Origin of the sequence: Nocardia sp. NPDC059195 (genome assembly GCF_042754695.1) — a bacterium.
Lineage (GTDB): Bacteria > Actinomycetota > Actinomycetes > Mycobacteriales > Mycobacteriaceae > Nocardia.
Genome location: NZ_JBHZBG010000022.1, coordinates 53,702 through 80,563 on the forward strand (window position 1 = coordinate 53,702; position 26,862 = coordinate 80,563).

Annotated in this window: 26 protein-coding genes; 8 read left to right on the forward strand and 18 right to left on the reverse strand. The window is 67.8% G+C overall.

Annotated features, from left to right (window positions below):
- Positions 1 to 106 precede the first annotated feature (106 nt).
- Positions 107 to 493, forward strand: coding sequence for a hypothetical protein (locus ACFXKN_RS24470; protein WP_378941228.1), 387 nt, complete (start codon positions 107 to 109; stop codon positions 491 to 493).
- Between the two features lies 1 nt (position 494).
- Here ACFXKN_RS24470 and ACFXKN_RS24475 read toward each other — a convergent pair whose 3' ends face one another.
- From ACFXKN_RS24475 to ACFXKN_RS24500, 6 genes are all read right to left on the reverse strand, one after another.
- Entirely contained in the window at positions 495 to 719 is a 225-nt protein-coding gene (locus ACFXKN_RS24475) for a hypothetical protein (RefSeq protein ID WP_378941231.1), read from the reverse strand.
- Positions 720 to 795: 76 nt separating this feature from the next.
- Entirely contained in the window at positions 796 to 1,059 is a 264-nt protein-coding gene (locus ACFXKN_RS24480) for a hypothetical protein (RefSeq protein ID WP_379433911.1), read from the reverse strand.
- A 30-nt stretch (positions 1,060 to 1,089) separates the two neighbouring features.
- Positions 1,090 to 1,212, reverse strand: a complete 123-nt coding sequence (locus tag ACFXKN_RS24485) for a hypothetical protein (protein WP_378941239.1) — start codon at positions 1,210 to 1,212, stop codon at positions 1,090 to 1,092.
- Positions 1,213 to 1,271: 59 nt separating this feature from the next.
- A complete protein-coding gene (locus ACFXKN_RS24490; protein WP_379433912.1) occupies positions 1,272 to 1,784 on the reverse strand; it encodes a hypothetical protein in 513 nt (170 codons plus the stop codon).
- The gene (hemB, locus tag ACFXKN_RS24495) at positions 1,781 to 2,758 is read right to left on the reverse strand and encodes a porphobilinogen synthase (protein ID WP_379433913.1); all 978 of its coding nucleotides are present in this window, start codon (positions 2,756 to 2,758) and stop codon (positions 1,781 to 1,783) included. Before hemB ends, ACFXKN_RS24490 begins: the two co-directional genes overlap by 4 nt.
- Positions 2,759 to 2,944: 186 nt before the next feature.
- Positions 2,945 to 4,090 carry an RNA-guided endonuclease InsQ/TnpB family protein gene (locus ACFXKN_RS24500; protein ID WP_379433933.1) on the reverse strand — a complete coding sequence of 382 codons (1,146 nt, stop codon included), beginning with the start codon at positions 4,088 to 4,090 and terminating at the stop codon, positions 2,945 to 2,947.
- Positions 4,091 to 4,570: 480 nt separating this feature from the next.
- On the opposite strand from ACFXKN_RS24500, the gene ACFXKN_RS24505 reads away from it, so the two are divergent.
- Entirely contained in the window at positions 4,571 to 4,849 is a 279-nt protein-coding gene (locus ACFXKN_RS24505) for a hypothetical protein (RefSeq protein WP_062988789.1), read from the forward strand.
- Between the two features lie 56 nt (positions 4,850 to 4,905).
- Here ACFXKN_RS24505 and ACFXKN_RS24510 read toward each other — a convergent pair whose 3' ends face one another.
- The 5 genes from ACFXKN_RS24510 to ACFXKN_RS24530 all read right to left on the reverse strand — a co-directional run bounded on the left by ACFXKN_RS24510 (position 4,906) and on the right by ACFXKN_RS24530 (position 10,400).
- The gene (locus ACFXKN_RS24510) at positions 4,906 to 6,480 is read right to left on the reverse strand and encodes a uroporphyrinogen-III synthase (RefSeq protein ID WP_378941256.1); all 1,575 of its coding nucleotides are present in this window, start codon (positions 6,478 to 6,480) and stop codon (positions 4,906 to 4,908) included.
- Positions 6,477 to 7,508 carry a hydroxymethylbilane synthase gene (hemC, locus tag ACFXKN_RS24515; RefSeq protein WP_378941265.1) on the reverse strand — a complete coding sequence of 344 codons (1,032 nt, stop codon included), beginning with the start codon at positions 7,506 to 7,508 and terminating at the stop codon, positions 6,477 to 6,479. Before hemC ends, ACFXKN_RS24510 begins: the two co-directional genes overlap by 4 nt.
- The gene (locus tag ACFXKN_RS24520) at positions 7,505 to 8,977 is read right to left on the reverse strand and encodes a glutamyl-tRNA reductase (RefSeq protein ID WP_378941271.1); all 1,473 of its coding nucleotides are present in this window, start codon (positions 8,975 to 8,977) and stop codon (positions 7,505 to 7,507) included. Before ACFXKN_RS24520 ends, hemC begins: the two co-directional genes overlap by 4 nt.
- Positions 8,978 to 9,053: 76 nt before the next feature.
- Positions 9,054 to 9,911 (reverse strand): redox-sensing transcriptional repressor Rex, encoded by an 858-nt coding sequence (locus ACFXKN_RS24525; protein WP_378941275.1) that lies wholly within the window; start codon positions 9,909 to 9,911, stop codon positions 9,054 to 9,056.
- A gap of 207 nt (positions 9,912 to 10,118) precedes the next feature.
- Positions 10,119 to 10,400 carry a glutaredoxin family protein gene (locus tag ACFXKN_RS24530; protein WP_378941280.1) on the reverse strand — a complete coding sequence of 94 codons (282 nt, stop codon included), beginning with the start codon at positions 10,398 to 10,400 and terminating at the stop codon, positions 10,119 to 10,121.
- 88 nt (positions 10,401 to 10,488) lie between these two features.
- Here ACFXKN_RS24530 and ACFXKN_RS24535 point away from each other — a divergent pair, with 88 nt between their 5' ends.
- Positions 10,489 to 11,514 carry an HAD family hydrolase gene (locus tag ACFXKN_RS24535; RefSeq protein WP_378941283.1) on the forward strand — a complete coding sequence of 342 codons (1,026 nt, stop codon included), beginning with the start codon at positions 10,489 to 10,491 and terminating at the stop codon, positions 11,512 to 11,514.
- A gap of 820 nt (positions 11,515 to 12,334) precedes the next feature.
- Positions 12,335 to 13,822, forward strand: a complete 1,488-nt coding sequence (locus tag ACFXKN_RS24540) for an AAA family ATPase (protein ID WP_378962738.1) — start codon at positions 12,335 to 12,337, stop codon at positions 13,820 to 13,822.
- A gap of 78 nt (positions 13,823 to 13,900) precedes the next feature.
- Here the strand turns inward: ACFXKN_RS24540 and ACFXKN_RS24545 are convergent, their stop codons facing one another.
- Positions 13,901 to 14,800 carry a LysR family transcriptional regulator gene (locus ACFXKN_RS24545; RefSeq protein ID WP_378961497.1) on the reverse strand — a complete coding sequence of 300 codons (900 nt, stop codon included), beginning with the start codon at positions 14,798 to 14,800 and terminating at the stop codon, positions 13,901 to 13,903.
- A 71-nt stretch (positions 14,801 to 14,871) separates the two neighbouring features.
- On the opposite strand from ACFXKN_RS24545, the gene ACFXKN_RS24550 reads away from it, so the two are divergent.
- The 4 genes from ACFXKN_RS24550 to ACFXKN_RS24565 all read left to right on the forward strand — a co-directional run bounded on the left by ACFXKN_RS24550 (position 14,872) and on the right by ACFXKN_RS24565 (position 19,794).
- Positions 14,872 to 15,798: an EamA family transporter gene (locus ACFXKN_RS24550; protein ID WP_378961482.1), complete on the forward strand. Its 927-nt coding sequence runs from the start codon at positions 14,872 to 14,874 to the stop codon at positions 15,796 to 15,798.
- A 187-nt stretch (positions 15,799 to 15,985) separates the two neighbouring features.
- Positions 15,986 to 17,740, forward strand: a complete 1,755-nt coding sequence (locus ACFXKN_RS24555; protein ID WP_379433914.1) for an FAD-dependent oxidoreductase — start codon at positions 15,986 to 15,988, stop codon at positions 17,738 to 17,740.
- A 105-nt stretch (positions 17,741 to 17,845) separates the two neighbouring features.
- Positions 17,846 to 19,081, forward strand: coding sequence for a MurT ligase domain-containing protein (locus ACFXKN_RS24560; RefSeq protein ID WP_378961475.1), 1,236 nt, complete (start codon positions 17,846 to 17,848; stop codon positions 19,079 to 19,081).
- On the forward strand, positions 19,078 to 19,794 hold the full coding sequence (locus ACFXKN_RS24565) for a type 1 glutamine amidotransferase (RefSeq protein WP_379433915.1): 717 nt from the start codon (positions 19,078 to 19,080) through the stop codon (positions 19,792 to 19,794). Before ACFXKN_RS24560 ends, ACFXKN_RS24565 begins: the two co-directional genes overlap by 4 nt.
- A 2-nt stretch (positions 19,795 to 19,796) precedes the next feature.
- Here the strand turns inward: ACFXKN_RS24565 and ACFXKN_RS24570 are convergent, their stop codons facing one another.
- From ACFXKN_RS24570 to ACFXKN_RS24595, 6 genes are all read right to left on the reverse strand, one after another.
- Entirely contained in the window at positions 19,797 to 20,171 is a 375-nt protein-coding gene (locus ACFXKN_RS24570) for a type II toxin-antitoxin system VapC family toxin (RefSeq protein ID WP_378961430.1), read from the reverse strand.
- Positions 20,168 to 20,419, reverse strand: coding sequence for a type II toxin-antitoxin system Phd/YefM family antitoxin (locus tag ACFXKN_RS24575; RefSeq protein ID WP_378961423.1), 252 nt, complete (start codon positions 20,417 to 20,419; stop codon positions 20,168 to 20,170). The genes ACFXKN_RS24570 and ACFXKN_RS24575 overlap by 4 nt, the downstream gene beginning before the upstream one ends.
- Positions 20,420 to 20,475: 56 nt before the next feature.
- Positions 20,476 to 21,357, reverse strand: a complete 882-nt coding sequence (locus tag ACFXKN_RS24580) for a bile acid:sodium symporter family protein (protein ID WP_379433916.1) — start codon at positions 21,355 to 21,357, stop codon at positions 20,476 to 20,478.
- Positions 21,358 to 21,475: 118 nt separating this feature from the next.
- The gene (locus ACFXKN_RS24585) at positions 21,476 to 22,543 is read right to left on the reverse strand and encodes a putative zinc-binding metallopeptidase (RefSeq protein WP_378961401.1); all 1,068 of its coding nucleotides are present in this window, start codon (positions 22,541 to 22,543) and stop codon (positions 21,476 to 21,478) included.
- Positions 22,544 to 22,546: 3 nt separating this feature from the next.
- Complete coding sequence (locus ACFXKN_RS24590; RefSeq protein WP_378961369.1) at positions 22,547 to 23,443, reverse strand: transglutaminase N-terminal domain-containing protein; 897 nt, start codon at positions 23,441 to 23,443, stop codon at positions 22,547 to 22,549.
- A 164-nt stretch (positions 23,444 to 23,607) separates the two neighbouring features.
- Positions 23,608 to 26,817 (reverse strand): circularly permuted type 2 ATP-grasp protein, encoded by a 3,210-nt coding sequence (locus ACFXKN_RS24595; protein ID WP_378961344.1) that lies wholly within the window; start codon positions 26,815 to 26,817, stop codon positions 23,608 to 23,610.
- Between the last annotated feature and the right edge of the window lie 45 nt (positions 26,818 to 26,862).

Here is a 26,862-nt window from a genome sequence, read left to right on the forward strand (position 1 = left end):
CCTATCGGCAAAAGAATTCGATCTAGGCCCATTGGCCTGCGACTACGCTCCGGGCGGCTCAGCACCTGAGCCACCGGGAAATCAGCTATCAGCGAGAGGGTATTTCATGCGTTTCGGCGTCACCAGCACTGCCCTTGGCACGGGGTTCGTCATGGCGGGAGTGCTCCTCGGCGCGGGTTCGGCCACCGCCTTCGCACCACAGGTCCAGCCCGATCGGATCGGTGCCCAGCTCAACCACGAGGAAACCGTGGCACTCGGGTCGGGGCCGATTCCCGCGATCACCGCGATGTTGGTGCCCGCCAATCGGATCGGCGCGGGTCTACACACCGATACCGATCTGTACCGTGACGCCGACGGCGGCATCCGTGCCACCTTGCGTCAGGTGGTGACGGAGGCCGCGGCTCATCCCGACGGCACCGTCACCGTTTTCCTGAACGTGCCAGGCACGCGCGGCGGCCGCGTCGTCGACGTCTATCAGCAGTGGACCGGCTGACTTACGTGTACATGCAGGGCACTTCGGCGGAGATCGTGTGCAGCTGGCACATGATGCCGTTGTAGATCCCGCTAGAGCCGGTCTCCGGGGCGAAACCGTCGGCGGCCGGCTCGGCGATCATCGGGGTGAGCGGCAGGCCGGGGGCCGCCTGAGCGGGCGCCACGGCCAGCGCGATCGTCGCCACGGCGGCGGCGACGGTACAGATTCCTGCGGTCAGTCTGGTCATCGATTCCTCCTCGAGGGAGCCCGCGGTGCGAACTCGTGTCCCGAACCCCCACGCGCACATCGGAATTCGGCTTCCTCTAGATCATCGGTTCGATGCCGCGCCGTGCTACAGATCTGCGGTAGATCCTGGTGAGGGCATCGATCACCAGCACCCCACTCACGGTCACCAGCGCACAGGCGAGCAACAGCAACGGCGGCACATAGCGCACCGCCGCGAACCCGGGGTGCTCATCGGTGCCCGCGAATTCTGTCGTGCGCCGTGCGGCACGCCAGCTGACGACCGCGCAAGCCAGGAAGAGCACGGCGAAGCCGAGTTCGAACAGCGCGATCCAGCGTCTCATTCCTGAGATCCTGCCAGGGGCGAGAGGGAATCAGCCGACCAGGCTCGGTGCCAGAAGCAGCGCGATGACCGCGATGGTGAGCACAACCATCAACCCGATGACCAACAGGTCGCGTCGCAGGCTGTGTGGTTGCTCGATCACCACGCGCATCATTGCCTCCGCTCCCCCGGCGTTCAGCCGGTGTGACAATCCTCACCATACACTGCGCAGTGTCACTTCCGGTTGGACTGGAAGTACTTCGTCGACTCCGGCCGGTAGCTCAGGAACGCAGCACCCGCGGCCAGCACGCCCTGCACGATCGCCGAGCCACCCGCCACGATCGTCGCGGGATTGGCGACGGCGGAGAAGGTGAACATGGTCGCGATCGCACCGAGTCCGAGCCAGACCGCGACGACCGTGAGCACCGTGCGCGCCCAGCTCTTGCCGCGGCCGAGCTGCTGCGCGATGGCCACGGTGACCCCGGCCAGGAGCACGCCGACCAGCGCGGTCAGCCCGAACGCCACCAGCACCATCACGTCGACGGTCGACGCGGGGAAGTTCGGATCCGACTTGTGCATCTCGTCGAGGAACTGCTTGCTGAGCTTGTCGCGCTCCCCGGTCATAGTGAAGACGCTGGCCAGGGTGTAGATGACACCGAGGCCTGCGATTGCCCACCACAATTGACGGGCGGTGCCGACGTCTTCGGGCATGGGAAGGGTTTCGGGTTTGTTCGGTGGAACGATCACGACAGCCAGTGTGCCGCCTCGGTCGCCCAGTAGGTGAGCACGATGTCCGCGCCTGCCCGCCGGATGCCGATCAGCGACTCCAGGATCGAGGCCCTGCGGTCGATCCAGCCACGCTCAGCGGCGGCGGTGATCATCGCGTACTCGCCGGAGATCTGATAGGCCGCGACGGGGACCGTCGAGCGGTCGGCCACGTCTCGCAGGATGTCGAGGTAGGACATCGCGGGCTTCACCATCACGATGTCGGCGCCCTCGGCGAGGTCGAGGTCGAGTTCGCGCAGCGATTCGCGGCGGTTGGCCGGATCCTGCTGGTAGGTGCGGCGATCGCCTTCCAGCGACGAGCCGACGGCCTCGCGGAACGGGCCGTAGAAAGCCGAGGCGTACTTGGCCGCGTAGGCGAGGATGGCGGTGTCGGTGCGCCCGACCGCGTCCAGGCCGCGCCGGATGGCGCCGACCTGGCCGTCCATCATGCCGCTGGTGCCGAGCAGATCGGCGCCCGCGTCGGCCTGTGCCAGCGCCATCTCCACGTAGCGGTGCAGGGTGGCGTCGTTGTCGACCGCGCCGTCGGCGCCGATCACCCCACAGTGGCCGTGATCGGTGAATTCGTCGAGACAGGTGTCGGCCATGATGACCGTCGCGTCGCCGACCTCTTCGGCCAGCGCGCGCAGGCCACGATTCAGGATTCCGTTCGGATCACTGGCCTGCGAACCGGTCGCGTCCTTGTCCTCCGGCAGCGGCACCCCGAACAACATCAGCCCGCCGACCCCGGCGGCCACCGACTCCACGGCGGCCTTGCGCAGGGAGTCGAGTGAGTGCTGATACACCCCCGGCATCGAGCTGATCTCCCGCGGCTCGTCGAGGCCATCGGCCACGAACATCGGCAGCACGAGCTGACGCGGCTGCAGCGTGGTTTCGGCGACGAGTCGACGCAATGCGGGTGTCCTGCGCAACCGCCGCGGGCGGTCGAAAGCGGTCATAGCCCGCAGAATACGCCTGTGCCCTGATGCTCGCTGCAGCGCCTACAGCGGCTCGGACCCACGGGCCCGTTCGCCCAGAATCTGCTCGAAGTTGACGTCCTCCCCGGCCTGAAGACCCGGGGTTTCCTACCAGCGCCCTGACGAGCACTCTCGGTGGGTTCCTGCTTCACAGGGACTCGCCTACCGCTACGCGGCAGGACTTACGGCCCCTCCACAGGCGTTTAACCACTCCGCACGTCCTGCGGCGTGAATATTCATCGCGGCATTGAGATCCCGGTCGTGGACAGCGCCACACACGCACGACCACTCGCGCACATGCAACGGCTTCTTGCCACTGACCACCCCACATACCGAACACAACCGAGACGACGGAAAGAACCGGTCCACCTTCAAGAATGCCCGACCATACCGGGCCGCTTTCTCCTCGAGCATCCGGATGAACATGCCCCACCCGGCATCATGGACCGACTTCGCCAACCGGGTGCGCGCGAGACCTTTCACGCACAAATCCTCGACGAACACCGCTTGGTTGTCACGGATGATCATCGTGGACTGCTTATGCGCCCAATCCCTGCGCGTATCAGCCACTCTCGCATGCGCCCGAGCGACCTTGACACGCGCTTTTGCCCGGTTCTTGCCGCCTTTCTCCTTGCAGGACAACATTTGTTGTGCCTTGCGGAGCGTGCGTTCCGCGCGGCGCAAGAACCTCGGATTATCGATCGTCTTGCCGCTCGACAACACCGCGAACGTCGTCAAACCCAGATCGATACCAACCTCGGAATCCGACACAGGCAATGGCTGCTCGTCCACCTCCACCACGAACGACGCGAAATACCGGCCTGCCGCGTCCTTCACGAGGGTCACACTCGACGGATCCGACGGCAGATCCCGCGACCAGCGAACCGCGACGTCCCCGATCTTCGGCAAACGCAACTTTCGGCCGGCCGTGACCGCGAATCGGGCGTTCTTCGTGAACCGGATAGCCTGCCGATTGTCCTTGCGAGACCGGAAACGCGGTGGCGCGACCTTGCCGCCCTTCCGTGCGCCGGTGACCGAGCCGAAGAAGTTCCGGTACGCGGTATTCAGATCAGCCAGGGCCTGCTGCAGCACCACCGCCGACACTTCTGCCAGCCACAATCGTTGCGGGGTCTTCTTCGACTCCGTCAACAACTTCGACAGCTCCGCATCACTAACCCGGCGCCCCTCCCGGAACGCCTGCTGCCGGATGGCCAGGGCGTCGTTGAACACGACCCGGGCACAACCGAATGCTTGCGCCAACGACCGTTGCTGCCCCACCGTGGGGTAGACGCGGAAGTTATATCGCAACTGCATAACCCACAGTGTCGCACCGAGGTACGACAACAAACCAGCCACCGGGAATCACCTGGTCGCGAAAGCTATGCAGGACCATCGCGTTCAGAGCACACCCGGCCTTGGCGGGCCTCCCGCGTGGGCATTCACCACCCCCCTGAAGGCGGCGCACTGGCCCACACCCGGTAGCGAAGATCGGGACGGACCGGCGGAACTCCAACCCTGGTTGTCGATCTCCGCCACCGTCATCGCCTCCACCTCGGGTTGTGTTGCCACTGACCACAGCGGTCCGACAGCTACTGGTGAATCGCCACCGGCGGCGCTTCACCGAGGTCGGCGACCGGTCCCGGCGAACCTGTGGATAACATCGAAACCCACTGGAGCTCAATGGCTTCCGCGCGAGACCGACGAAACCTGTCGGTACCTCTCGCTATAATCGAAAGCGTGTTCGAGGGTTCCGACGATCGGGGGCGGGACCCAAACGCAACGGGAGGACGCCGAATGAATGCCATTGCCGCTCAGACCACTTTCATCACCGCGCCGTATGTACCGCTCGAGAAGAAGCGGCTGCCCGCGGGCCGTCCGCGCCGCTGGTATGTGGCGCACAATCGTCGGCTCAAGGCCATGCGGTTGACGATCGCGCTGCTGGATTCCGGTGTGTACCTACCCAATCAGGCCACCAACGAGACGATTCGGCGCACCGCCGAGAAGATCGACATCCGCCCGCCGTCGGATGCCACCTGTCGGCTGGTGCGCACGCTGCTGCGCTACAGCCGATGACCCTGATACGCCGAAAGCCCGCCGTCGCGGGCGGGCTTTCGGGGTATCTGCGCAGATCAGCGGCTGCTGCTGCGGCGACTCTTCTTGCGCGGCGGCGGCAGCAGGCCCTCGGCGCGCAGGCGCGACGCGTGCTCGGCCAGTGCCTCCACCAGTGGGCCGACCTGAGCCGACTCGGGCTGCACGTCCACGCGCAGACCGAACTCGATCGCGGTCTCGGCGGTCTTCGGGCCGATGCAGGCCACGATGGTGCGGGCGTGCGGCTTGCCCGCGATGCCGACCAGGTTGCGGACCGTGGAGGACGAGGTGAACAGCACCGCGTCGAAACCGCCGGTCTTGATCATCTCGCGGGTCTCCGCGGGCGGCGGCGAGGCGCGCACCGTGCGGTAGGCGGTGACGTCGTCGATCTCCCAGCCGCGCTCACGCAGGCCCTCGGCCAGCGTCTCGGTGGCGATGTCGGCGCGGGGCAACAGCACCCGGTTCACCGGGTCGAACACGTCGTCGTAGGGCGGGAAGTCGGCGAGCAGGCCCTCGGAGGACTGTTCGCCACTCGGCACCAGTTCGGGGTTGATGCCGAAGGAGCGCACCTTCTCCGCGGTGGCCTCACCGACGCAGGCGATCTTCACACCGGAGAACGCGCGAGCGTCGAGACCGAACTCGGCGAACTTCTCCCACACCGCGCGTACGGCGTTGGTGGAGGTGAACACCACCCACTGGTAGCGGCCGTCGACCAGGCCCTTGACCGCCCGTTCCATCTGGGCGGGGCTGCGCGGCGGCTCCACCGCGATCGTCGGCACCTCGATCGGGATGGCGCCGTGGGTGACGAGCCGCTCGCTCATCTCGCCCGCCTGATCCTTGGTGCGCGGCACGAGAACGGTCCAGCCGTAGAGGGCACGCGATTCCCACCACGACATCTTGGCGCGCTTGTCGACTTCCTTGCCGACCGTGACGACCAGCGGGCCGACCAGTTCGGAAGCGGCGTTGTTCAGCGAGGCCAGGGTGGCCTCGATGGTGCGCTGCTGACGGGTGGTGCCGCGCACGGTCACCGCGACCGGAGTCTGCGGCGCCATGCCGTGTTCCACCAGCGCGCTGGCGGTCTCGGCCAGGTGCCCGGAGGTGGCGTGCAGCACCAGCGGGCCGGGGGCGGCGGCCAGCGCCGACCAGTCGACCTCACCGCGCACATCGGCCTCGGTGTGCCCGGAGCCGAGCGCGATGCCCGCGTAGCTGGGCACGGCCGAGCCGTTGGGCAGGCCGGGCAGCACCTCGAACACCATGTGCGAACGGGTGACGGCGTTGACCTCGTTGATCACCGAATCGGTGGTCAACGGGTCGCCGGTGACGATGCGGACCACGTCGTGACCGTTGCGCGCCTCGGCGATCAGCGTCTTGGCCACCTCGGCGGGTTCGCCGAGGGCGGGCCGCACGTCGACCGGGCTCACGCCGTCCTCGCCCACCTCGTGGGCGATGCCGATCAGGGCGAGCACGCCCTTGTCGACATCGGGGTCGGTGAACGCCAGCATCGCCCGCTCGAGCACGTCACGGGCACGCACGGTCAGCAGGGCCGGGTCGCCGGGGCCGGATCCGACGAAAAGGATCCGCCCTGGTTGCTTCTTGGTAGCTCGGCTGCTGCTCATCGGTTGTTCTCCATCGGGCTGGAATTAGTGAAGTCGGTGGGCGCCGGTTCGTCTGTGACGCTCAGCAATGCGCGAGCACCCAGGTCCAGCAGTTCGCGCGCCAGCGTGCGACCGAGTTCGGCCGCGTCTTTCGGCGCGCCGACGATCGAGGCGCGAAGGACATCGGAGCCGTCGATCGCGGCAGCACAGGCGCGCAGCGAGAGTTCGTCGAAGATCCGGCCGTCCTCGTCGATCGACTCGACGATCTCGGCGAGCGCTCCGATCGGTGCGGTGCAGCCTGCCTCGAGCTCACCGAGCAGCGAACGCTCGGCGAGCACCGCGGCTCTGGTCGCGGCATCGTCCAGACCGGCGAGTATCTCGATCAATTGCGGGTCGTCACTGCGGCATTCGACCGCGAGGGCGCCCTGCGAGGGTGCGGGCAGCATCTGCACCGGTTCGAGCGATTCGGTGATCTCGTCGGTGCGCCCGATCCGGCACAGGCCGGCGCGGGCGATGACGATGGCATCGAGTTCGCCCTCGCTCACCTTGCGCAGGCGGGAGTCGATATTGCCGCGCAGCGGAAGGATGTCGAGGCCGAGACCGAGTGCGCGCAGCTGCGCGGCACGGCGCGGGGCCGAGGTTCCCACGCGGGCACCGGCCGGCAACTCGCCGAGGACCATGCCGTCGCGAGCCACCAGCGCGTCGCGCGGGTCCTCGCGGGGTGGGATCGCGGCGATGGTGAAGCGCGGGTCCTGCGCGGTGGGGAGGTCTTTATAGGAATGCACCGCGATGTCGATGCCGCCGGCGGCGAGCTCGTCGCGCAGCGCGGAGGTGAACACCCCGACACCGATCTTCTGTACCGGATCCGACGACAGATCGCCCGGTGTCTTGATGACCACCAGTTCGGCGGGCTGCCCCGCCGCGATCAGCGCATCACGGATGGTGCCCGCCTGTGTCAGCGCGAGCAGGCTGCCGCGCGTGCCGATCCGCCACGGCGCACTGGTGCTGCCTGCGGTCACGGTGTCCTCTTCCTGCACTGTCGTGGTCATGCGGTTTCCTCCTGCGCATGCCCGAGCGGCGCTGCGTGGTTTCGCATGCTGCCTGTGTCGGGTCTTGACTCGGTCAAGCGTGACGGCCCATCGTCGAGGTGGCCTGCGGTGAAGTCGTCGGCCAGCGCGGACTCGCCCGCGGCGACCTCCATCGGAGCGGCAACCGCTTGTACCGCACCGGGTTTCAGTTCGAACAGCTCACGCAATGCTTCGGCGTAGCTGTCGCCGCCCGGCGTCGATGCCAGCTGTTTCACGCGCACGGTCGGCGCGTGCAGCAGCTTGTCGACAACGCGGCGCACGGTGCGTGCCACCTCGTCGCGGGCCGGGTCGGCCAGGTCGGGCAGCCGCGAATCGAGGCGGAGCAGTTCGGCCTCCACCACATCGGCGGCACGCTGACGCAGTGCGGCCACCGTGGGGGTGACCTCCGCCATGCGTTGCCCGGCAAGGTATTTGGCGAGTTCGTCGGCGACGATGAGGCGCGCGGCGGCGGTGTCGTCGGCCGCGGCACCCGCGGCCGGATCGCGCTGCAGCGATTCGATGTCGATCACGGCGACGCCGGGCAGCCCTGCCACGGCGTGCTCCACATCGCGGGGCAGGCCGAGGTCGCAGAAGACCAGCGGGCGCTCGGCGGCGTCGGTGCGGGCCCGGTCCGCGAGCGCGCGATGGGTGTCGGCCAGGGTCACCACGGACCCGACCGCGCCGGTACAGGTGACCACGACATCGGTGCCGGCCATGGCCTCGGTGAGCCGCGACATCTCGACCGCTTCGGCATCGACACCGTGCATGGTGCGCCCGGTTTCGGCGAGGCGCTGCGCGCGTTCGAGGGTCCGGTTGACGACGATGATGCGCCCGATCCCGGCCCGCGACAGATGCGCGACAGCCAGTCCGCCCATCGCGCCCGCACCGACCACCACCGCGGTCCGCCCGGCGAGATCGCCGACGACACCGCGCGCCCGGTCCAGCGCCACCGACACCACCGAGGCTCCGGCCCGGTCGATCCCGGTCTCCGAATGCACCCGCTTACCGACTCGCAATCCGTGCTGGGCCAGCTCGTGCAGTGTGCGCCCGACCGCCTGCTGCCCATCGGCGCTGGCATAGGCACTGCGAATCTGGCTGAGCACCTGCTGCTCGCCGACGACCATCGAGTCGAGGCCGCTGGCGACAGCGAACAGATGCTCGGCCGCGGCCTCGCTGTAGCGCACGTACGCGTGCCTGGTCAGGTCGCCGAGCGGCAGCCCTGAATGCTTGGTGAGCAGCTCACTCACCTCACCGAGGCCGCCGTGGAAGGCGTCGACCACCGCGTAGACCTCGACCCGGTTACAGGTGGAGACGATCATCGCCTCGGACACATGGCTCGAGGCGAGCAGCCGATCCACCAGCTTCGGCCGATCGGAGTCACTGATGGCGACCTTCTCCAGCACCGAGACCGGGGCACTCCGATGCGAAATACCGACCAGAAGAACACTCATGACCGCACCTCGCCGCCGCCCGGGTTCGTCATGCGCGTCCGCACGCGGTGTTGCTGATTCGCTCGCTGGCGCTCGCTCATGGCGTGATCACCGATCCCTTGGTGCTTGGCTCCGTTGCCGAGTGGGGGGTGGCCGAGTGCGGCGCGGTGCGACGCGCTGGCCTGCCGCGGGCCGGTTCGACCGGTGCGGCGTGCGTGAGATGGCTTGGCGGCGGTACCCGGCGCGCGACACGGCCGGAGCCGACCTCGGCGATCTCGGGCAGGGCGTCGTTGCGGGCGGCGTCGAAGGACAGCATCTGCAGTTCCATCGCCAGGTCGACGCGGCGAACCTGCACATGGGCGGGCGCGCGCAGTTCCAGCGGCGCGAAGCTCAGAATCGACGGCAGTCCGGCGGCTACGAGCCGGTCACACACGTCCTGGGCGGCCTCGTCGGGCACGGCCACCACGGCGATCGTCGGCGCCAGCGCCGGAATCTGGCCGGTCAGCTGCTCGACATCGCGCACGACGAGACCGGCGTACGACTGGCCGATCACCGAAGGGTCGTTGTCGAAGATCCCGACCACGGTGAAGCCTCGTACCCCGAATCCGCCGTAACCGACCAGAGCGCGGCCCAGATTGCCCGCGCCGATCAGCACTACCCGATGTCCCTGCGACAGTCCGAGCACATCTTCGATCCTGGTGCGCAACTTGGCTACGTCATAGCCGACACCCCGCACACCGTTGGGTCCGAGGAAGGAAAGATCCTTGCGCAGCTTCGCCGAATTGACACCCGCCGCGACAGCGAGTTCCTCACTCGATACGATGACTACACCCTCGTCGGCCAACCCGGCGAGAACCCGGAGATAGGTAGCAAGACGAGTCACCGTGGCCTGCGGAATATCCCGCACAAGAGCCTTGCCGGAGACGCCACTCGGCGTCTCGTGCTGCTCTGTCACGTCGTCGGCTCCTCGTTCCGGGCCTGATCGCGGTCCGGTTCCTCTGTTTCGTTCACCGGTGTGGGTCGCTGCGATTACGAGAGCGCGACCGGTGCCATAGGGGCGGTACAAACCCGGCCACCGCCGCTGCATGCCAGGGGCGGTGCGGATTGCGTGTCACCACCGTAACCGCTTGTGCAGGCGTTCACAAAGTCGGTGAATTCGGCCTCATTTTCCGTCGCGACCAGCGATCCGGCTCAGGTCGGCCCGCAAACGGGGCTCATCGACGTCGAAATAGCTGTGTTCACGGCCGTTCAACAGGACCACCGGCAGGCGATCACCGTATTCGGCGCGCAGTTGCGGGTCGCTGACCGCGGCTTCGTCGACGTCTATGGTGACGACCGGGAGACCGAAATCACCACAGATCGTCTGCAATTGCGCCAGTGCGGTGCTGCACATGCCGCAACCAGCGCGAGTCAACAGGGTCACCGTCGATGTGGGATTAGTCATGAGCCCTATTTAATCCTCGAGCCCGCAGCGGGTTGTCGGTGCCGCCGGTTACTGTGGACATGGTTCGCGCGACTAGCGGAGGGTACTGGTGCCGGAACGTTCGAAGGTGACTAGGGCCGGATTCGTCGCAGGGCGATTCGGGGAGTTCCCTGCGCGGTGGCAGCCCAGCCGCCTCGGTCAGGAACTGCAGGAACAGTTCGCACGGCTGCCACGCAGCCCGTTCGGGCCGAGTGAAGAAGAGCTACGCGCCAACCTGGCCGGTGAGGCAAGCGCCGACGCCGCGCTCGAACTGCACGACGCCGAGCTCGCCGAGCAAGGCGCCGACGCGGGCCCCGAGGCCCCTCGCGACCTCACCGCCGCGGCGTTCTTCGACGTCGACAACACCCTTGTGCAGGGTGCCTCGATCGTCCACTTCGCCCGAGGATTGGCCGCGCGCAAGTACTTCAAGACCTCCGACCTGGTCGATGTCGCCTGGAAACAGGTGAAGTTCCGGGTCACCGGCAAGGAGAACTCCTCCGACATGGTCTCGGGCCGGGAGAAGGCGCTCAGCTTCATCGCGGGCCGCCCCACCGCCGAACTCGCCGCGCTGGGCGAGGAGATCTACGACGAGATCATCGCCGACAAGATCTGGCCAGGCACCCGCGCGCTCGCCCAGATGCACCTCGACGCGGGCCAGCAGGTCTGGCTGGTGACGGCCACCCCCGTCGAACTCGCCAACGTGATCGCCAAACGCCTCGGCCTGACCGGCGCCCTCGGCACGGTCGCCGAAAGTGTCGACGGCAAATTCACCGGCCGCCTGGTCGGCGACATCCTGCACGGGCTGGGCAAAGCACACGCGGTGCGCACCCTCGCCATCCGCGAAGGCCTCAACCTCAAGCGCTGCACCGCCTACTCCGACAGCCACAACGACGTCCCCATGCTGTCGCTGGTCGGCACCGCGGTCGCCATCAACCCCGACTCCGACCTACGCGAGGTCGCGAAGAACCGAGGTTGGGAAATCCGCGACTTCCGCACCGGCCGCAAAGCAGCCAAAATCGGCGTCCCCACCGCCCTGGCCTTGGGCGCCGCGGGTGGCGCGGTAGCAGCGGTAGTAGCCCGCCACCGCGAACACTGAGGACCACCTTCCGCAATTCCCTCGCCACACCGCAATCCCCGCGTCAGCCATGACCGCACTCCCAACCACACCCTGCACCCCAGCTCCGCCATGACCGCACTCCCAACCCCGCACCCGCGACCCCTGGGGAGCGGCGGCCACGAAGTGGCCGGTCCGCGGCCGGGTCGCCGGTTAGCGCTCGAAAGCGCTGAGCCGAAGGCTCTAGTCTCGAGCGCTAACCGGCGGCCCCTCAGGGCCGCGGACACGCGCGCGCCAGCGCGCCAATAAACACAGCCCAAACCTCCTGGGACTACCGAACAACAAATCCAGCCCCCCGCGAACTCGAGCGGACCCGAAGTCCCGAGCCACATCTCGTAAACCCACCTGAGACCACCAAACCCCCGTCCGCTCCACACCCGCGAACCCAAGCGCGACACCACCCGACCAGGCACCCCGTGTTAGCGTTTTAGGGCATATTCAGCGCCGAGCTTTCCTGCTCGTTCAGCGAGCAAGTGGGGGAACTGTGACCAACAACGACCATAATCCGACCTCGCCGCCGTGGCTGCAGAGTCCGTCGGCTGACGTGTCCGAAGCTGCGTCCGGTCCCTCCGGTGTGCAGACCGCGACCGAGGACGACATCGAGCCCGCCGACACCGCCGCCGAACCGACCGGTGAAGTCGGCGATCCGTCGACCGGTGAGCATCCCGTCGCCGAGCCCGGCCATGCCGGAGTCGCCGACCAGACCGTGTACCAGCCCGCCGGTTTCGCGCCGCCGGGTCAGTTCGCGCAGGGCGCTCCGTACTCGGTGCCCGATCCGTATCAGCACAATGGCGCGCCGCCGATGAACGGCCCAGAGCAGCAGCCGTGGCCGGGTCAGCCGGGCGAGCAACAGCCCTACCCCGGCCCGCACGCGACAGGCGAGCAGCCGCAACCGGGCATGCCTCCGCAGTACCCCGGCGCCGAACAGCAGCCGCAGTACCCCGGCGCCGAGGGGCAGCCTTACCCCGGTCCCGAACAGCAGCAGCAGTTCCCGTCCCAGGAGCAGGGGCCGCAGTCCGAGCCCATCTACAGCTGGGCGCCTCCGCCGCCGCCGATGTACCAGCCGCCGATGCAGGGCGGGATGCCCCCGGGTCAGCAGCCTGAGCAGCCGGGACAGTTCCCCGGACAACCGGGACAGTTCCCTGAACAGCCAGGACAGTTCCCCGGGCAACAGGGGCAGTTCCCCGGTCAGCTCGGCCAGCCGGGTCCGGCGGGTCCGCCGCCCGGCCAGCAGTGGCAAGGCGGTCCGCCCCCGCAGCAGCAGCCCTTCCAGCCGCAGCACATGCAGCAGCCCGGTCAGCCCGGCCATTCGGTCAACGATCTGAACCTGCTCAAGCGCGCGCGTAAGTCGCCGCGCAGCGGGTGGCGCAAGGCCGTGCACAAGGTGTCCGGCGGTGCGATCAACCCCGGTGAGTCGGCGGCCGATGTCGTCTACCGCGATCTCGGCGAGCGGGTCAACCAGCCCGTGCGCGGCGATTACCGGATCGCGATCCTCTCGCTCAAGGGCGGCGTCGGCAAGACCACCACCACGGTCGGACTCGGCTCCACCTTCGCTTCCCAGCGCGGTGACCGCGTCATCGCCATCGACGCCAACCCCGACCTGGGCACGCTCGCCCACCGGGTGCCGCGCCAGACCCGCTCGACGGTGCGCAACCTGCTCGAAGACCAGCAGATCACCCGCTACTCGGATGTTCGCGCGCACACCTCGCAGGCCCCGAGCCGGCTGGAAGTGCTTGCCTCCGAACAGGATCCGGCCGTGTCGGAGGCCTTCAGCGAGGCCGACTACCGCAAGGCCATCGGCATCCTGCAGTCGTTCTACAACATCATCCTCACCGACTGCGGCACCGGTCTGATGCACTCGGCGATGTCGGGCGTGCTGGATATGGCGAGCTCGCTGGTGCTGGTCACCTCCCCCGCCATCGACGGTGCGCGCAGCGCCTCGGCGACGCTGGACTGGCTCGACCACCACGGCTACAGCAAGCTGGTCGAACGCACCGTCGTCGTCGTGAACGCCTCGCGGCGTGGCGCGTCCACGGTCGACCTGGACCAGCTGCGCAAGCTGTTCCTCGACCGCACCCGCGCCGTGCAGATCGTCCCGTTCGACGATCACCTGGCCGAGGGCGCCGAGATCGACCTCGAACTGGTCAGCAAGCCGACCAGGCGGGCCCTGCTCGAACTGGCCGCGATGGTCGCCGACGACTTCAGCTACCACGGTTCACAGCAGCAGCAGCAGTCGTATCAGCCGGGCCAGCCCTACCCGGGTCAGCAGTACCAGCCCGGCCAATTCTGACCGAATTCTGTTGTCACAGAACATCGCCGGCGGGTAGGCGGCCGTCGCGGCCTACCCGGCGGCGATGGCATCGGTCCGTCACCGCGCGATGACTTCGCGCGCTGCGGCCTCGAACGCGTCGAGCACCGTGGCGATGGCCGGGCTGCGGTGCGCCTGCGGGCGGGTGATGATCTCGTAGACCCTGGCCGCACGGACCCCGGCCAGCGGTAGCACCGACACGTCGGGGTGGGCGACGGCATAGCGAGGCATCAGCGCGACGCCGTAGCCGGACGCAACGAGCGTTTCGATCACCCGGAACTCGTTGAGCCGCTGCGCGATTCGCGGTCGCACCCCGGTGACGGTGGCGATGGACTCGAGCACATCGTCGATCGGGAACCCACCGCGCACACTCACCCAGGTCTCCTCGGCGAGTTCTTCCGGACGCACCGACGAACGCCCCGCCAGCGGATGATCGGGCGCGACAACGACATCGATCGGCTCACGCATCAGCACCCGCGCCGACAGCCGCGGCCCGGACAGCGACGGCGCGCGTTCGTCGCGATGGGTGAGCACGATGTCGTAGTCGGCCAGCAGTTTCGATGCTTCACTCGGCGGCAGGTCCTCGTCACCCGCCACCAGCTCTACCCCGCTGGTGGCCAACGTGGCCAGCACGGGCGGCAGCAGCAGCGCGGCCCCGGACGGGAACGACGCCACCCGCACCTGTCCGCGCGGCGAGCCCCGGTAGTGGGCCATCTCGGCGGTTGCCCGCTCCATCGCGGCGAGCACGTCGTCGGCCCGCAGCACCAGCGCCTGCCCGGCGTCGGTGAGCCGCACCCGGCGCCCGTCCGGTTCGAGCAGCGCGACCCCGGCCTCCCTGGCCAGCACCTTCAGTTGCTGCGAGACCGCCGAGGGCGTCATCGACAGCACCTCGGCGACGGCGGCGACCGTGCCACGGTCGGCCAGCTCGCGCAGAATCCGCAACCGCTCGATCGAGAACATGAAGTAAAACTACGTTATTCATCCATATTTATTCGATTGTGCTGATCTTTAGCCGCCCGCACGATAAGGGCGTGACCTCCCGTGACCGCCTGCTCGGACTGACCGTCGTTGTGCTCTGGGGCCTGAACTTCCTGGCCATCCGGATCGGCCTCGACCACTTCCCGCCCTTCTTCTTCGTCGCACTGCGCTTCGCCGTCATCGCGATCCCCGTGCTGATCTTCATCCCGCGCCCGGCTGTGCGCACCCGCTGGCTGCTGCTCTACGGCACCGGCTTCGGCATCCTGCAGTTCGCGTTCCTGTTCACGGCGATGCGCACCGGCATGCCGACCGGTCTCGCCTCACTGGTGCTGCAGTCGTCGGCGCCGTTCACTGTGGTGCTGGGCGCGGTGCTGCTGCGCGAGCGTTTGCGGCCTGTTCAAGTCGCCGGTCTCGCGGTCGCCGTGCTCGGCATGGTCATCATCGGTGCCGACCGCATGGCGACCGCCACCCTGCTCCCGGTGCTGCTGACCCTCGCAGGCGGCCTCGGCTGGGCGTTCGGCAATATCGGCGCCCGGCAGGCCGGTGCCGACTCCCCCGGCTACAACCCACTGCACCTGACCTTATGGATGTCGGTGGTTCCGGTATTGCCGATGCTGGCGCTGTCGATGGCTGTCGAGGGGCCTGGAACAGGTTTGCGCGCGATCGGCACCGCGTTCTCCGCCGATGGCCTGCCGGCGCTGGTCGCGCTGGCCTACATAGCCATCCTCTCGACGGTCTGCGGATCCAGCCTGTGGACCTACCTGATGAGCCGCTATCCCGCGGGGACGGTGGCACCGTTGTCGCTGCTCGTGCCGGTCGTCGGCATCGCCGCGGCCTGGGCGGTCTTCGACGAGGAGCCGTCGGTGGCCGCGCTGATCGGCGGCGCGGTCGTGATCGCGGGCGCCTTCGCGGCGACCACCGGCCGTGGCATCGCGAAACCACCAGCGCCCGCCCCCATCCCCGAATTGGCCCGCGCATGAACCCGAATTCAACCCACGATCGCTCGAGCTCTGGCTAGCATGTGATCGGTCGCCCGATGCGTTTTCCGTGCGACCGGTCGGTTTCGAGCTCGCGAACGACGCACAGGTCGATAAAGCTAGGTCTTCGCCGCGCTCTAGAGTGGTAGCAAATCGCAGGCAATACTCGAGCAAGGCAGCTGAACAGCGTATGGCGGAACAGCGGTGGCCCGTTTCGCGAAGGAGCCTTCTTCGCGGCACGGTCGCAGCGGGGGTGATATCGGCGGGGGCCGTAGCGGGAGCGCCGGGATTCGCCGCGCCGCCCGGCCGTCGGGTCGCGGTACTCGGCGGCGGTGTGGCCGGACTGACCGCCGCCCACGAGCTGGCCGAGCGCGGGTTCGAGGTCACCGTGTACGAGGCGCGGGCGCTGGGTGGCAAGGCGCGCAGCGTGGGCGTGCCGGGCACCGGCCGCGACGGCAGGCCCGATCTGCCCGGTGAGCACGGGTTCCGCTTCTTCCCCGGCTTCTATCAGAACCTGCCCGACACGATGCGCCGAATTCCGTTCGCCGGCAATGCCGACGGCGTGTGGAACAACCTCATCGCGGTGCCGGAGGCGAGGTTCTCGCGCCGCGACGGCGACGACATCCTGCTCGCCCTGCCCGACAGCATCACCGCCGCACAGGTGACCCCGGATTCGATCAGGGAAACCCTGGCCGCCACGATCACCACGATCTCCAGGATGTCCCCCACCGAAGGCTTGTACTTCGCCAACCGGCTGATGGTGTTCAACACCAGCTGCGATGCCCGCCGATTCGGTCAGTGGGAGCACACCTCCTGGTTCGACTTCGTGCGCGGGCACGAGCGTTCGCACGAGTTCCGCGCCATCGTGTCCAGGTCGCTGACATCGATCATGGTCGCCGCCAAGGAGAACCTGGCCAGTACCCGAACCATCGGCAGCATGGGCGAACAGTTCCTCGGCAACCCGCTCGGCCTCGGCAACGACGGCAGCCTGGACCGCGTGCTCAACAACACCACCAACACCGCCTGGATCGACCCGTGGGTGCGCCACCTCCGCGGCCTCGGCGTCCGGTTCGAACTCGGCGCACGGGTCAGCGAACTCGAGGTGCGCGACCGACGAATCCGCGCTGCGCGAATCACCGATTCCGCCGGGGCACGCACGGTCGACGCCGACTATTTCGTGGTGGCACTGCCGGTGGAGCAGGCGAGAAAACTGTGGTCGTCGCAAGTGCTCGCCGTAGCACCGGAACTCGCCGCGACGGATCGGCTCTTCGTCGATTGGATGAACGGAATACAGATCTATTTCCGTGCGCCACTGCGTATTTCACGCGGCCACACCGCCTATGTCGATTCGCCGTGGTCGCTCACCTCGATCAGCCAGAATCAGTTGTGGACCGACAAACTGCCGTCCTTCGGCGACGGTTCGGTGGCCGATTGCCTTTCGGTGGATATCTCCGACTGGAATTCGCCCGGAATGCTCTACGGCAAACCCGCCACCGAATGCACCCACGAGGAGATCTTCCGCGAAGTCTGGGAGCAGTTGAGCAGCCATCTCAACGATCGCGAACAACTGCTCCGCCCCGCCGACGTGCATTCCTGGTTTCTCGATCCGGGAATCACCTGGCAGGGCAGTCGCAATGCGAATGCCGACCCGTTGCTCATCAATACCGCGGGTTCGTGGGACGCCCGCCCCGAGCCGCACGGTTCGATCGAGAACATGTTCCTCGCCGGTGATTACGTCCGCACCGATATCGACCTGGCGACCATGGAGGGCGCCAACGAGTCGGCCCGCGCCGCGGTGAACGCGCTGCTCGACGTGGCGGGCTCCTCGGCGCCGCGCTGCCGCGGTTTCCGCCTGCGCCGCACCCCCGAACTCGAGCCCCTGCGCGCCCTCGACACCGACCGCTACGCCCGCGGCCTGCCCAATTTGTTCGACGACCACACCTGACCCGCGACCACCGAACCGCACGTCACACCCGTCCCGCACGGGGCGCGTGACCGTGCGAAACCCTCCCGCACGCGGCGCGTAACACCGCGCACATAGACTCGCGGCGTGGCAGACATCTCGGTGCGTGGGCGCTTGGCCTTGCGAGCAGCGGCGGCAGCGTCGTGGGCTTCGCAGAAGGCGGGTCGCGGCAAGGGTTCGATGATCGGCGGCCTGATCGCGTTGAAGATCGATCCGTCGATCATGACGCAGCTCGGGCGCGGTCGGCGCACAGTGCTGATCACCGGCACGAACGGCAAGTCGACCACCACGCGGATGACAACCGCCGCGCTCGGCACGCTCGGCGATGTCGCCACCCAGGCCGACGGCGCCAATATGGACGCGGGCATCGTGGCCGCGCTCAGCCTGCACCAGGGGGTGGCGCTGGCCGCGATCGAGGTCGATGAGCTGCACCTGCCGCACGTGAGCGACGCGCTCGACCCCGCCGCGGTGGTGCTGCTCAATCTCAGCCGCGACCAGCTCGACCGGGTCGGCGAGATCAACATGATCGAACGCAAGCTGCGCGCCGGGCTCCTGCGTCATCCCGACACGGTCGTCATCGCCAACTGCGACGACGTGCTGGTGGCCTCCATCGCCTACGACCATCCGAAGGTGGTGTGGGTGTCGGCCGGCAGCGGCTGGGCCGTCGACGCGACGAGTTGTCCGCGCAGCGGTGAGCCGATCGTCTGGGAAGGCGAGAACTGGCGCTCGACCGGCGCCGATTTCCACCGCCCGCAACCGGTGTGGTGGCTCGACGGCGAAGACCTCTGCGGCCCTGATGGTTTCCGCGCTCCGCTGCACCTGGCCCTGCCCGGTCGCGCGAACCGCGGCAATGCCGCGCAGGCTGTGGCCGCCGCGGTCGCGATGGGCGCCGAACCGGCGAAGGCGACCGATGCCACCGGCACCGTGCGCGAGATCGCGGGCCGCTACCGCACCGTCACCGTCGGTGAGCACGATGCCCGGCTGCTGCTGGCCAAGAATCCCGCGGGCTGGCAAGAAGCGCTGTCGATGATCGAGCCGTCCTCGGCCGGTCTGGTGATCGCGGTGAACGGTCAGGTGCCCGACGGCGAGGATCTGTCGTGGCTGTGGGATGTGCGGTTCGAGCACTTCGAAGGCGTGCAGGTGGTCGCCTCCGGCGAGCGCGCCACCGACCTCGCCGTGCGCCTGACCTACGCCGGCGTCGACCACACTCTCGTCCCGGATCCCTTGCGCGCCATCGCGTCCTGCCCTGCCGGACACGTCGAGGTGCTGGCCAATTACACCGCGTTCCGCGATCTCAACCGTGACCTGGAGGCCCGCAAGTGAGCGAGTCAACCATTCGTATCGGCCTCGTCCTGCCCGACGTGATGGGCACCTACGGCGACGGCGGCAACGCCTTGGTGCTGCGGCAACGTCTGCGCATGCGCGGCTACGACGCCGAGATCATCGACATCACCCTCGCCGATCCCGTCCCGGACTCCTTCGACATCTACACCCTCGGCGGCGCTGAGGATTCGGCGCAGCGCTTGGCCACCCGCCATCTCCAGAAGTACCCCGGCCTCCAGCAGGCCGCCGCCAAGGGCGCACCCGTCCTGGCCATCTGCGCCGCCATCCAGGTGCTCGGCAACTGGTACGAGACTTCGGCGGGCGAAAAGGTCGACGGTGTAAGCCTTTTCGACGTCACCACTTCTCCCCAAAAGGTTCGCGCCATCGGCGAAGTAACCACCACACCCCTGGTCCCCGGACTCAAAGCACCCCTCACCGGTTTCGAAAACCACCGGGGTGGAACGACTCTGGGCCCCGATGCCACCCCGCTCGCCCGCGTCACCCGCGGTGTCGGCAACGGCGTCGGCGACGGCACCGAGGGCGTCGTCCAAGGCTCGGTCTTCGGCACCTACCTGCACGGCCCGGCCCTGGCCCGCAACCCCGAACTGGCCGACCTCCTCATCGCCAAGGCCCTCGGCATCCCCGCCGCAGACCTGGCGCCCCTCGACCTCCCCGAGGTCGACCGCCTCCGCAAGGAACGCCTGCGCGCCTGAAGTCAGCAGCGCAGCGAATCAACTTCGTACTGGAGGCAATACGGATCCCGGGTGATGAGCGTCAGCTCCTCACACCGAGCCTGAGCGACCAGTATCCGGTCGAACGGGTCGCGATGGATCAATGGCAGACGTGCGGCCTCGATCGAATGTCGCGCGTCGATGGCCAACGGCAGGAAACCACTGCCGACCACCCGCTCGGGTAGGTCGGCAGGACCAGCCAGCTTTCCCGATGCCTGCTTCATCGCGATTTCCCAGACCGATGCCGCGCTGACATACACGTCGGGATCGTGATCGAGCCGCTCCCGTAGCCCGGCATCGAGCGTCGGGTCGTCGGTGAGCCACCACAGGATCACATGGGTATCCAGCAGGACACTCATGCGTCGAAGTCGCGCGCGAGATCGGCGTTGGTCTCCGGCGAATCCCAATCAGACGACAGCTCCACGCGGCCACGCAGCGAACCACGACCGGTGCGATTGACCCGACGGCTCAACGGAACCACCTTGGCGACCGGAGTTCCGGCACGACTGATCACGATTTCCTCCCCCTGCTCCACCCGCTCGATGATGCGCGACAGGTTCGTCTTCGCGTCGTGAATATTGAACTGTTCCGCCGCGTTCCCTGCCATAACGCCTCCTTAGCTAAGAGGTTAGTCCGATGCGGGGAAAGTGTCCACTGCCTGACTCACTCGACGGCGACCTCGGACCGCACTTGCCTGCGGGTGATGAGCCAGCCGACGAGCGCGGCGAGCGGGAACATCAGCACGCCGTAGACGGCCGCGGGAATGGCCATTTCGGTGCTGTCGAGCACGCTGATCGCGATGGTGATGGCGATCGTGCTGTTGTGGATGCCGACCTCGAACGAGCAGGCGATGGCCTGGCGGTCGGCGACGCCGAGCAGGCGCGGCAGGTAGTAGCCGACCGACAGGCTGATCAGGCAGAACACGACGGTGATGGCGCCGACATCGGCGAGCGAGCTGGTGAGCGTCTCGCGCTCGCTGACGATGGTGCCGACGATCACCAGCAGCAATGTGATCGCCGACCCGATCCGCACCGGCTTGTCCATCCGGTTCGCGAACCCCGCCGACCAGCGGCGCACCAGCATGCCGAGACCGACCGGAACCAGCACGATGGCGAAAACCTGGACCACCTTGCTCAGCTGCAGACCGACGGAACCGTCCTCGCCGACCGGCTCGAAGTAGCCGATGGCGAAGTTCGTCACCACCGGCACGGTGACGACCGCGATGATCGAATTGACCGCGGTCAGTGACACATTCAGCGCCACGTCGCCACGGAACAGGTGGCTGAACAGGTTCGCCGTCGTCCCACCGGGCGAGGCGGCGAGCAGCATCATGCCGACCGCCAGAATCGGCGACAGATCGAACAGCAGCACCAGGCCGAACGCGACCACCGGTAGCACCAGCAATTGGCAGGCCAGCGCGATGGCGACGATGCGCGGCGTCTTCGCGATGCGGGCGAAGTCGGCGCCGGTGAGCGAGAGCCCGAGGCCGAACATGATCACCGCCAGCGCCAACGGCAGACCGACTGATACCAGTGGAGAGTTCATAGCCACACACTTCTCATCGAGCAGTCCGAGTCGAGGTACCGACCGGATTGAGACGCTCTGGTCTCAATCCCGAAGGGTAGCTAGCTGTGACCCTCGTCGCAGCGAAATCGACAATGCGTTATCCGGTAGAGGCGACGATCTCCGGGACGGCGGCGTGACTACCGGCGCACAGGTCGTGGACGAAGCGCATCTTCTCCAGCACCCGCTCGGGCAGCACGAAGGGATACAGGTCGTCGTGGCCCATCGAGCGGTTGACCATGTTCAGCGACCAGGTGAGCGGCAGCCAGAGCTCGATGATCTTGTCGAACCCGGCACGGCCGATCTGCGGGCGGTCGAGGGTCGCGCCCGCGGGGGCGAGTCCGAAGGCCGCCGCGGTATCGAGGGTGTCGCGGATGTGCAGGTAGTGGGCGAAGGTCTCGGCCCAGTCCTCGGCGGCGTGCATGGTGGCGTAGGAGGAGACGTAGTCGCGCTTCCAGCCACGGGGCGCGCCCTGGGAATAGTGGCGATCCAGTGCCGCCTGGTAGTCGGCGAACGGATCACCGAACAGATCCCGGAAACGTTGCAGTGCAGCGTTATCAGCGACCAGAACGGGGAAGTAGTAGTGCCCGATCTCGTGGCGGAAGTGGCCGAGCAAGGTGCGATACGGCTCGGCCATCTCGATGCGCAACTGCTCGCGATGCGGGTCGTCGGCCTCGGCCAGGTCCAGGGTGACCACTCCGTCGATATGACCGGTGAGCACGCCCTTGGTACGGCTGGACAGCAGGTCGAAGGCCAGCCCGTGCTCGGGGTCTTCGTCACGGCCGACGATCGGCAGGCCCAACTCGACCAGTTCGAAGATCAACCGGCGTTTCGCTGCCTCCGCCTCGGCGAACGCGGCGAGGCCGCCGGTGTCGGAATCATTGGGCCTGGTCCTGGTGAGCCGGCACGACACACACAGCGCCGGCCCATACCCATCCCGGTCGACGAGCCAATTGCATTGCGCCACATGCAGGTTGTCGCACAGGCGGAAGCGATCACTGTCGACGACACCTGCCGCGTGATCGACCGCGGCGTCGCCCGGCGGGTCACCGATCACCACCAGCGTGCGATCGGTCAGGCTGAAACCCAGTGCGCTGCGGCAGGACAGGCAGACCGAGTTCTCGAAAGCCAGCTGCTGACCGCAATTCGGACAGACGAAATCACGCACGGACTACACCTCCACCGGAGCTACATCGACCGAGACCTTGATTGTGGACTGCTTCGCATCGGTGTAGATGATGCCACGCAGTGGCGGAACGTCCTGGTAATCGCGGCCCCACGCCACCGTCACGTACCGCTCGTCGGCGAACTGGTCGTTGGTGGGGTCGAAGGCGATCCAGCGACCGGCGCGATCGGTGTCGTCGGTGCCGGGCAGCCACACCGCGGCCCAGGCATGGGTGGCGTCGACGCCGACCATGCGCTCCTTGCCCGGGGGCGGATCGGTGGCGAGATAGCCCGAGACATAGCGGGCGGCCAGACCCTGCGAGCGCAGGCAGGCCGCGCCGATCCTGGCGAAGTCCTGACAGACACCTTCGCGGGCGGCGAAGACATCGGCCACACTGGTGCTCACGGTGGTGGAGCCGGACCGATACTGGAAGTCGTCGTGGATGCGGGTGTTCAGTTCCGTCACCGCTTCGAGCAGCGGCCTTCCCGGTGGGAAACTCTGTGCGGCGTAGTCGATTACGTCGGGCGTGATCTCGGGCGGGAGCAGGTCCAGGGTGAATTCGACGGCCAGTGGGCCGGTGGCGGTGCTCGGACGCGCCGACTCCCACGGCAGGTCGACACCCGGCATGTTCTGCGGGTGTTCGCCGTCGACGTCCACCAGGGACTCGCCGGTGACTTCGAGGTTGCGGTGCTCGGCGGTCACATGGAAATACGTCGTGGTGTTGCCGTACACATCGGTGCCCACCGAGCGGTCCGAGGGCACGGGGTCGATGTAGATCTCGTGCTCGAGCAGGCGCTGGCCCGGGTATTCGCGCGGGGTGAGGTACGCGCGACCGTAGGAACTGGTCACTTCGTCGGAATAGCTGTAGGTGGTGCGGTGCACCACCAGGTATCGCCGGGTCATCGGACCATCCTGGTGTTGCCACCGATACGGTGTACTGCCACGTATCGCCCGCTCATCCGACGAGCCTTGTGTTGCCACCGATGCGGTGTACCGCCACGTATCGCCCGCTCATCCGACGAGCCTTGTGTTGCCGCCGATGCGGTGTACTGCCGCGTATCGCCCGCTCATCCGACGAGCCTTGTGTTGCCCCAGAGGGGCTGAATACCCAGCGGGACAGTGAGTTTGGTGGCCTCGAACGATTCGGCCAGCTTGCGTAGTCGCAAGTGCACCCCCTCCAGCAATTCCACCAGCTCGGTCCGTACGCCGTCGTCGTCGGTGTGTTCCAGGTCGGCCGGGTCGATGCGGCGCAGCATGCGCTGGGCATCGGCGAGCAGCCGCTGCGAACGCGAGGCGCCGGAACCGCCTGGTAGTGCTTGGAAGTCGGCCTCGAGGCGGTCGAGCTGATAGACCAGCGAACGCGGGTTGCCCGGATCGAACAGCAGCAGTCCGGCCAACGCGGCCACATGGGCCGAACCACGATGGCGGCGACGGTAACTCACCGCTGACTCGGTCGCGGTGAGTACGGCCTCCGCGACTACCCCTTGCACCTCGGCCGAACTCCGCCGCCCCAGTGCGGCATTGAGCAGCGACGTCACGGCGAGCCCGCGCTCGATCCGTTTGCCGATATCCATGACGTACCAGCCGGTGTCGCGCACCAGCGACTCGGCGCCGATCCCCGACAGCGACAGCAACGCCGCCAGCGTCAGCGAATGCACCGCCGACAGCGCCGTCTCCTGTTCGGTACTGGCACTGCGGAATTCGGCCAGCGCGCGATCGACAGCACCGATGATCATCCAGGTGTCGCTGGAGAGCTGATCGCGCACCGCCCGCGCGGCGGACCCGTAGTGGTCCACCGCGTATGACAACGATCCGGCCAGCTCACGATCGCCGGTCAACGAAGCCAGGTACCCGAACCCCTCCGCGGAGGCGCCCGCGACCGCCCGGCGCGCCGCCACACCGTCCTGACCACTGGCATCCATCGCACGATGGGTGAACTGCCCCTGCGCCTGCCGCGACCGCGCGAGAACAGGCTCCGGCTCAGCCGCGGGCACCGGCTCCGCCCCACGCTCGGGCGTGACACCGGTGGTCCGCAGCGCGCGAGCCAGGGCACTGGTCCCCGCCCGCTCCCACGGCGCCTCCGCCGCATCATCCTCGGAGTCGAGTTCTGCCTCATCCGCCGTGGACTGATCCGCCCCGGCGGACTGATCCTCCGCCAGGGACTGGCGCTGCCCAGCGATCTGACTCTGCCCCGCGGACTCGCTCTGCCCCACGGACTCGCTCTGCCCCACGGACTCCCTCTGCCCCACGGACTCCCTCTGCCCCGCGGACTGTGATGCCATCGGATCAGACGGCGAGTCGTGAGGTGCCGCGTCCGTTGATACTTCGTCGGCCGATGGGGAGCGGGGTGGCTGCGTGACCGCCGCGTCGTGTGTGGGATCTTCGGCGCCGACTGGCGACTCACCGTGCCCGACATCGGTTTTCGGATCTTTCTCAGCAGCACCGGCATCACCGGACCGCACCGCCACCAACTGACCGGTTCCATTGGGCAGCACCGACTGTGGAGCGGCGGTGCCCGTGGTGATCGACAGCGCGCGCATGAGGATCGGCAAGGCTTCGGCGCCGTCGAGCCAGGGGCGGTAGCGGTAATCCTGGTAGACATCGTGAGTGGCGGCGAGCAGCCGCACCACCGACTCGGCGCGTTCGCTGTAGCGGCCCATCCAGAACAGGTCATTGAGCACGCGCGGCGAGCTGATCGCCTCGACGACCGGGACCGCCCGGCGCAACCGTTCCTCGTGCGGCGCTTCGGAACTCGCGGCGGGCACGGTGGCCGGAGCCGCGCGGACCCACACGTCCTTGGCGGCCACCTTGATCACGCTGCGGGTCGGTTCGAGCCGCATGCGCTGCTGGCCGAGTCCGCCTGCCATCGCCGTGTAACCGCCCCGCCGGGCCAGCGAGAACAACCGCATACCCACCGGCGCGGGCGCCAATCCCGCCGGGCCGTCGACCGCGGGCGCGACCGAGAACTGGGCGGGCTCCTGCCCGACCCACTTCCACCGCTCGACCTCGATCCGGGCAGCCAGGTCGGTGCGTTCGGCAGCCGACAGGCTCGGCCCGAAAATCGTCGAGCCGTCGACGGCGGAGCGAATCACCAGGTCACCGACGTGCGACACCAGGTGCGCGCGCTCGGTGTCGTCGCCACCCCAGTAGGTGGGGGTGGCGTCGAGCAGCAGATCCTCGCCGAGGACCGAGCGGGCGATGCGCGGCAGGAACGGGCTCAGCGCGGGCGATTCCAGCAGCCCGCTACCGAGGGTGTTCACCACCGTCACCGCCCCGCGGCGCAGCACCTCGACCAATCCGACCACCCCGAGGCGCGAATCGGGGCGCAGATCCAGCGGGTCGGAGAACTCGGCATCGACGCGCCGCAGCACCACATCGACCCGTTCCAAGCTGCCGAGCGAACGCATCCACAGCGCGCCGTCGCGCACCACCAGATCGGAGCTCTCGACCAGCGGGAAACCGAGCATCTGCGCGAGATATGCCTGGTCGAAGGCGGTTTCGGAATGCGAACCGGGGCTGAGTACCACGACGACCGGCTCTTCCCCGTCGGCCAGCTCGGGTGCCGCTTCCTCGAGCATCAACCGCATGGCCCGTGCGAACGGGCTCAGTGGTCGTGGCCCCGCGTGCTCGAAAGCCTCGGGAATCGCCGAGGCCACCACACGTCGGTCGGCCAGGGCGTATCCGGCGCCGGAGGGAGCCTGCGCCCAGTCGGCCAGCACCCGGAACTGCCCGTCACTCCACCGGCTGATGTCACAGGCGTGCAGGAACAGTTGGTGGGTGCCGGGAATCGTGATGCCGTGCGCGGCCCGCACATACCCGGTATTGCCGAACACCACCTCCGCGGGCAGCAGGCCCGAGCTCAGCAGCCTGCGCGGGCCGTACACATCGGTGAGCACCTCGTCGAGCACCAGCGAGCGCTGCACCAACCCGGTTTCCAGGCGGGTCCAGTCCTCGGCGGAAACCAGCAGCGGAATCGGGTCGAGGCGCCACGGCTGCGGGATCGAGGTGTCGTCATCGCCGCCGAGACCGACCTCGGTGTAGGTGACACCGTCGTCCTCGATCTGCCTGCGCACCCGGTGATCGATCCGATCGATCCCGCCGATCCCCTGATCGATGAAGTCGGCCGACAGCTCCGACCACATCGATCGCACCCGGCCACGCCCATCGACCAACTCGTCGTAATAGCCCGTAGTGGGTCTACCGCACTCGTCGAAGCGCGCTCCCGCCAAACTGTCAGCCCGATACCGCGCGAACTGCTCGGCAACCTGAGCGCGCACGCCCGATCCCTGCCGATTCCCGTCCCTGAGCGCTTCATCGCGCTG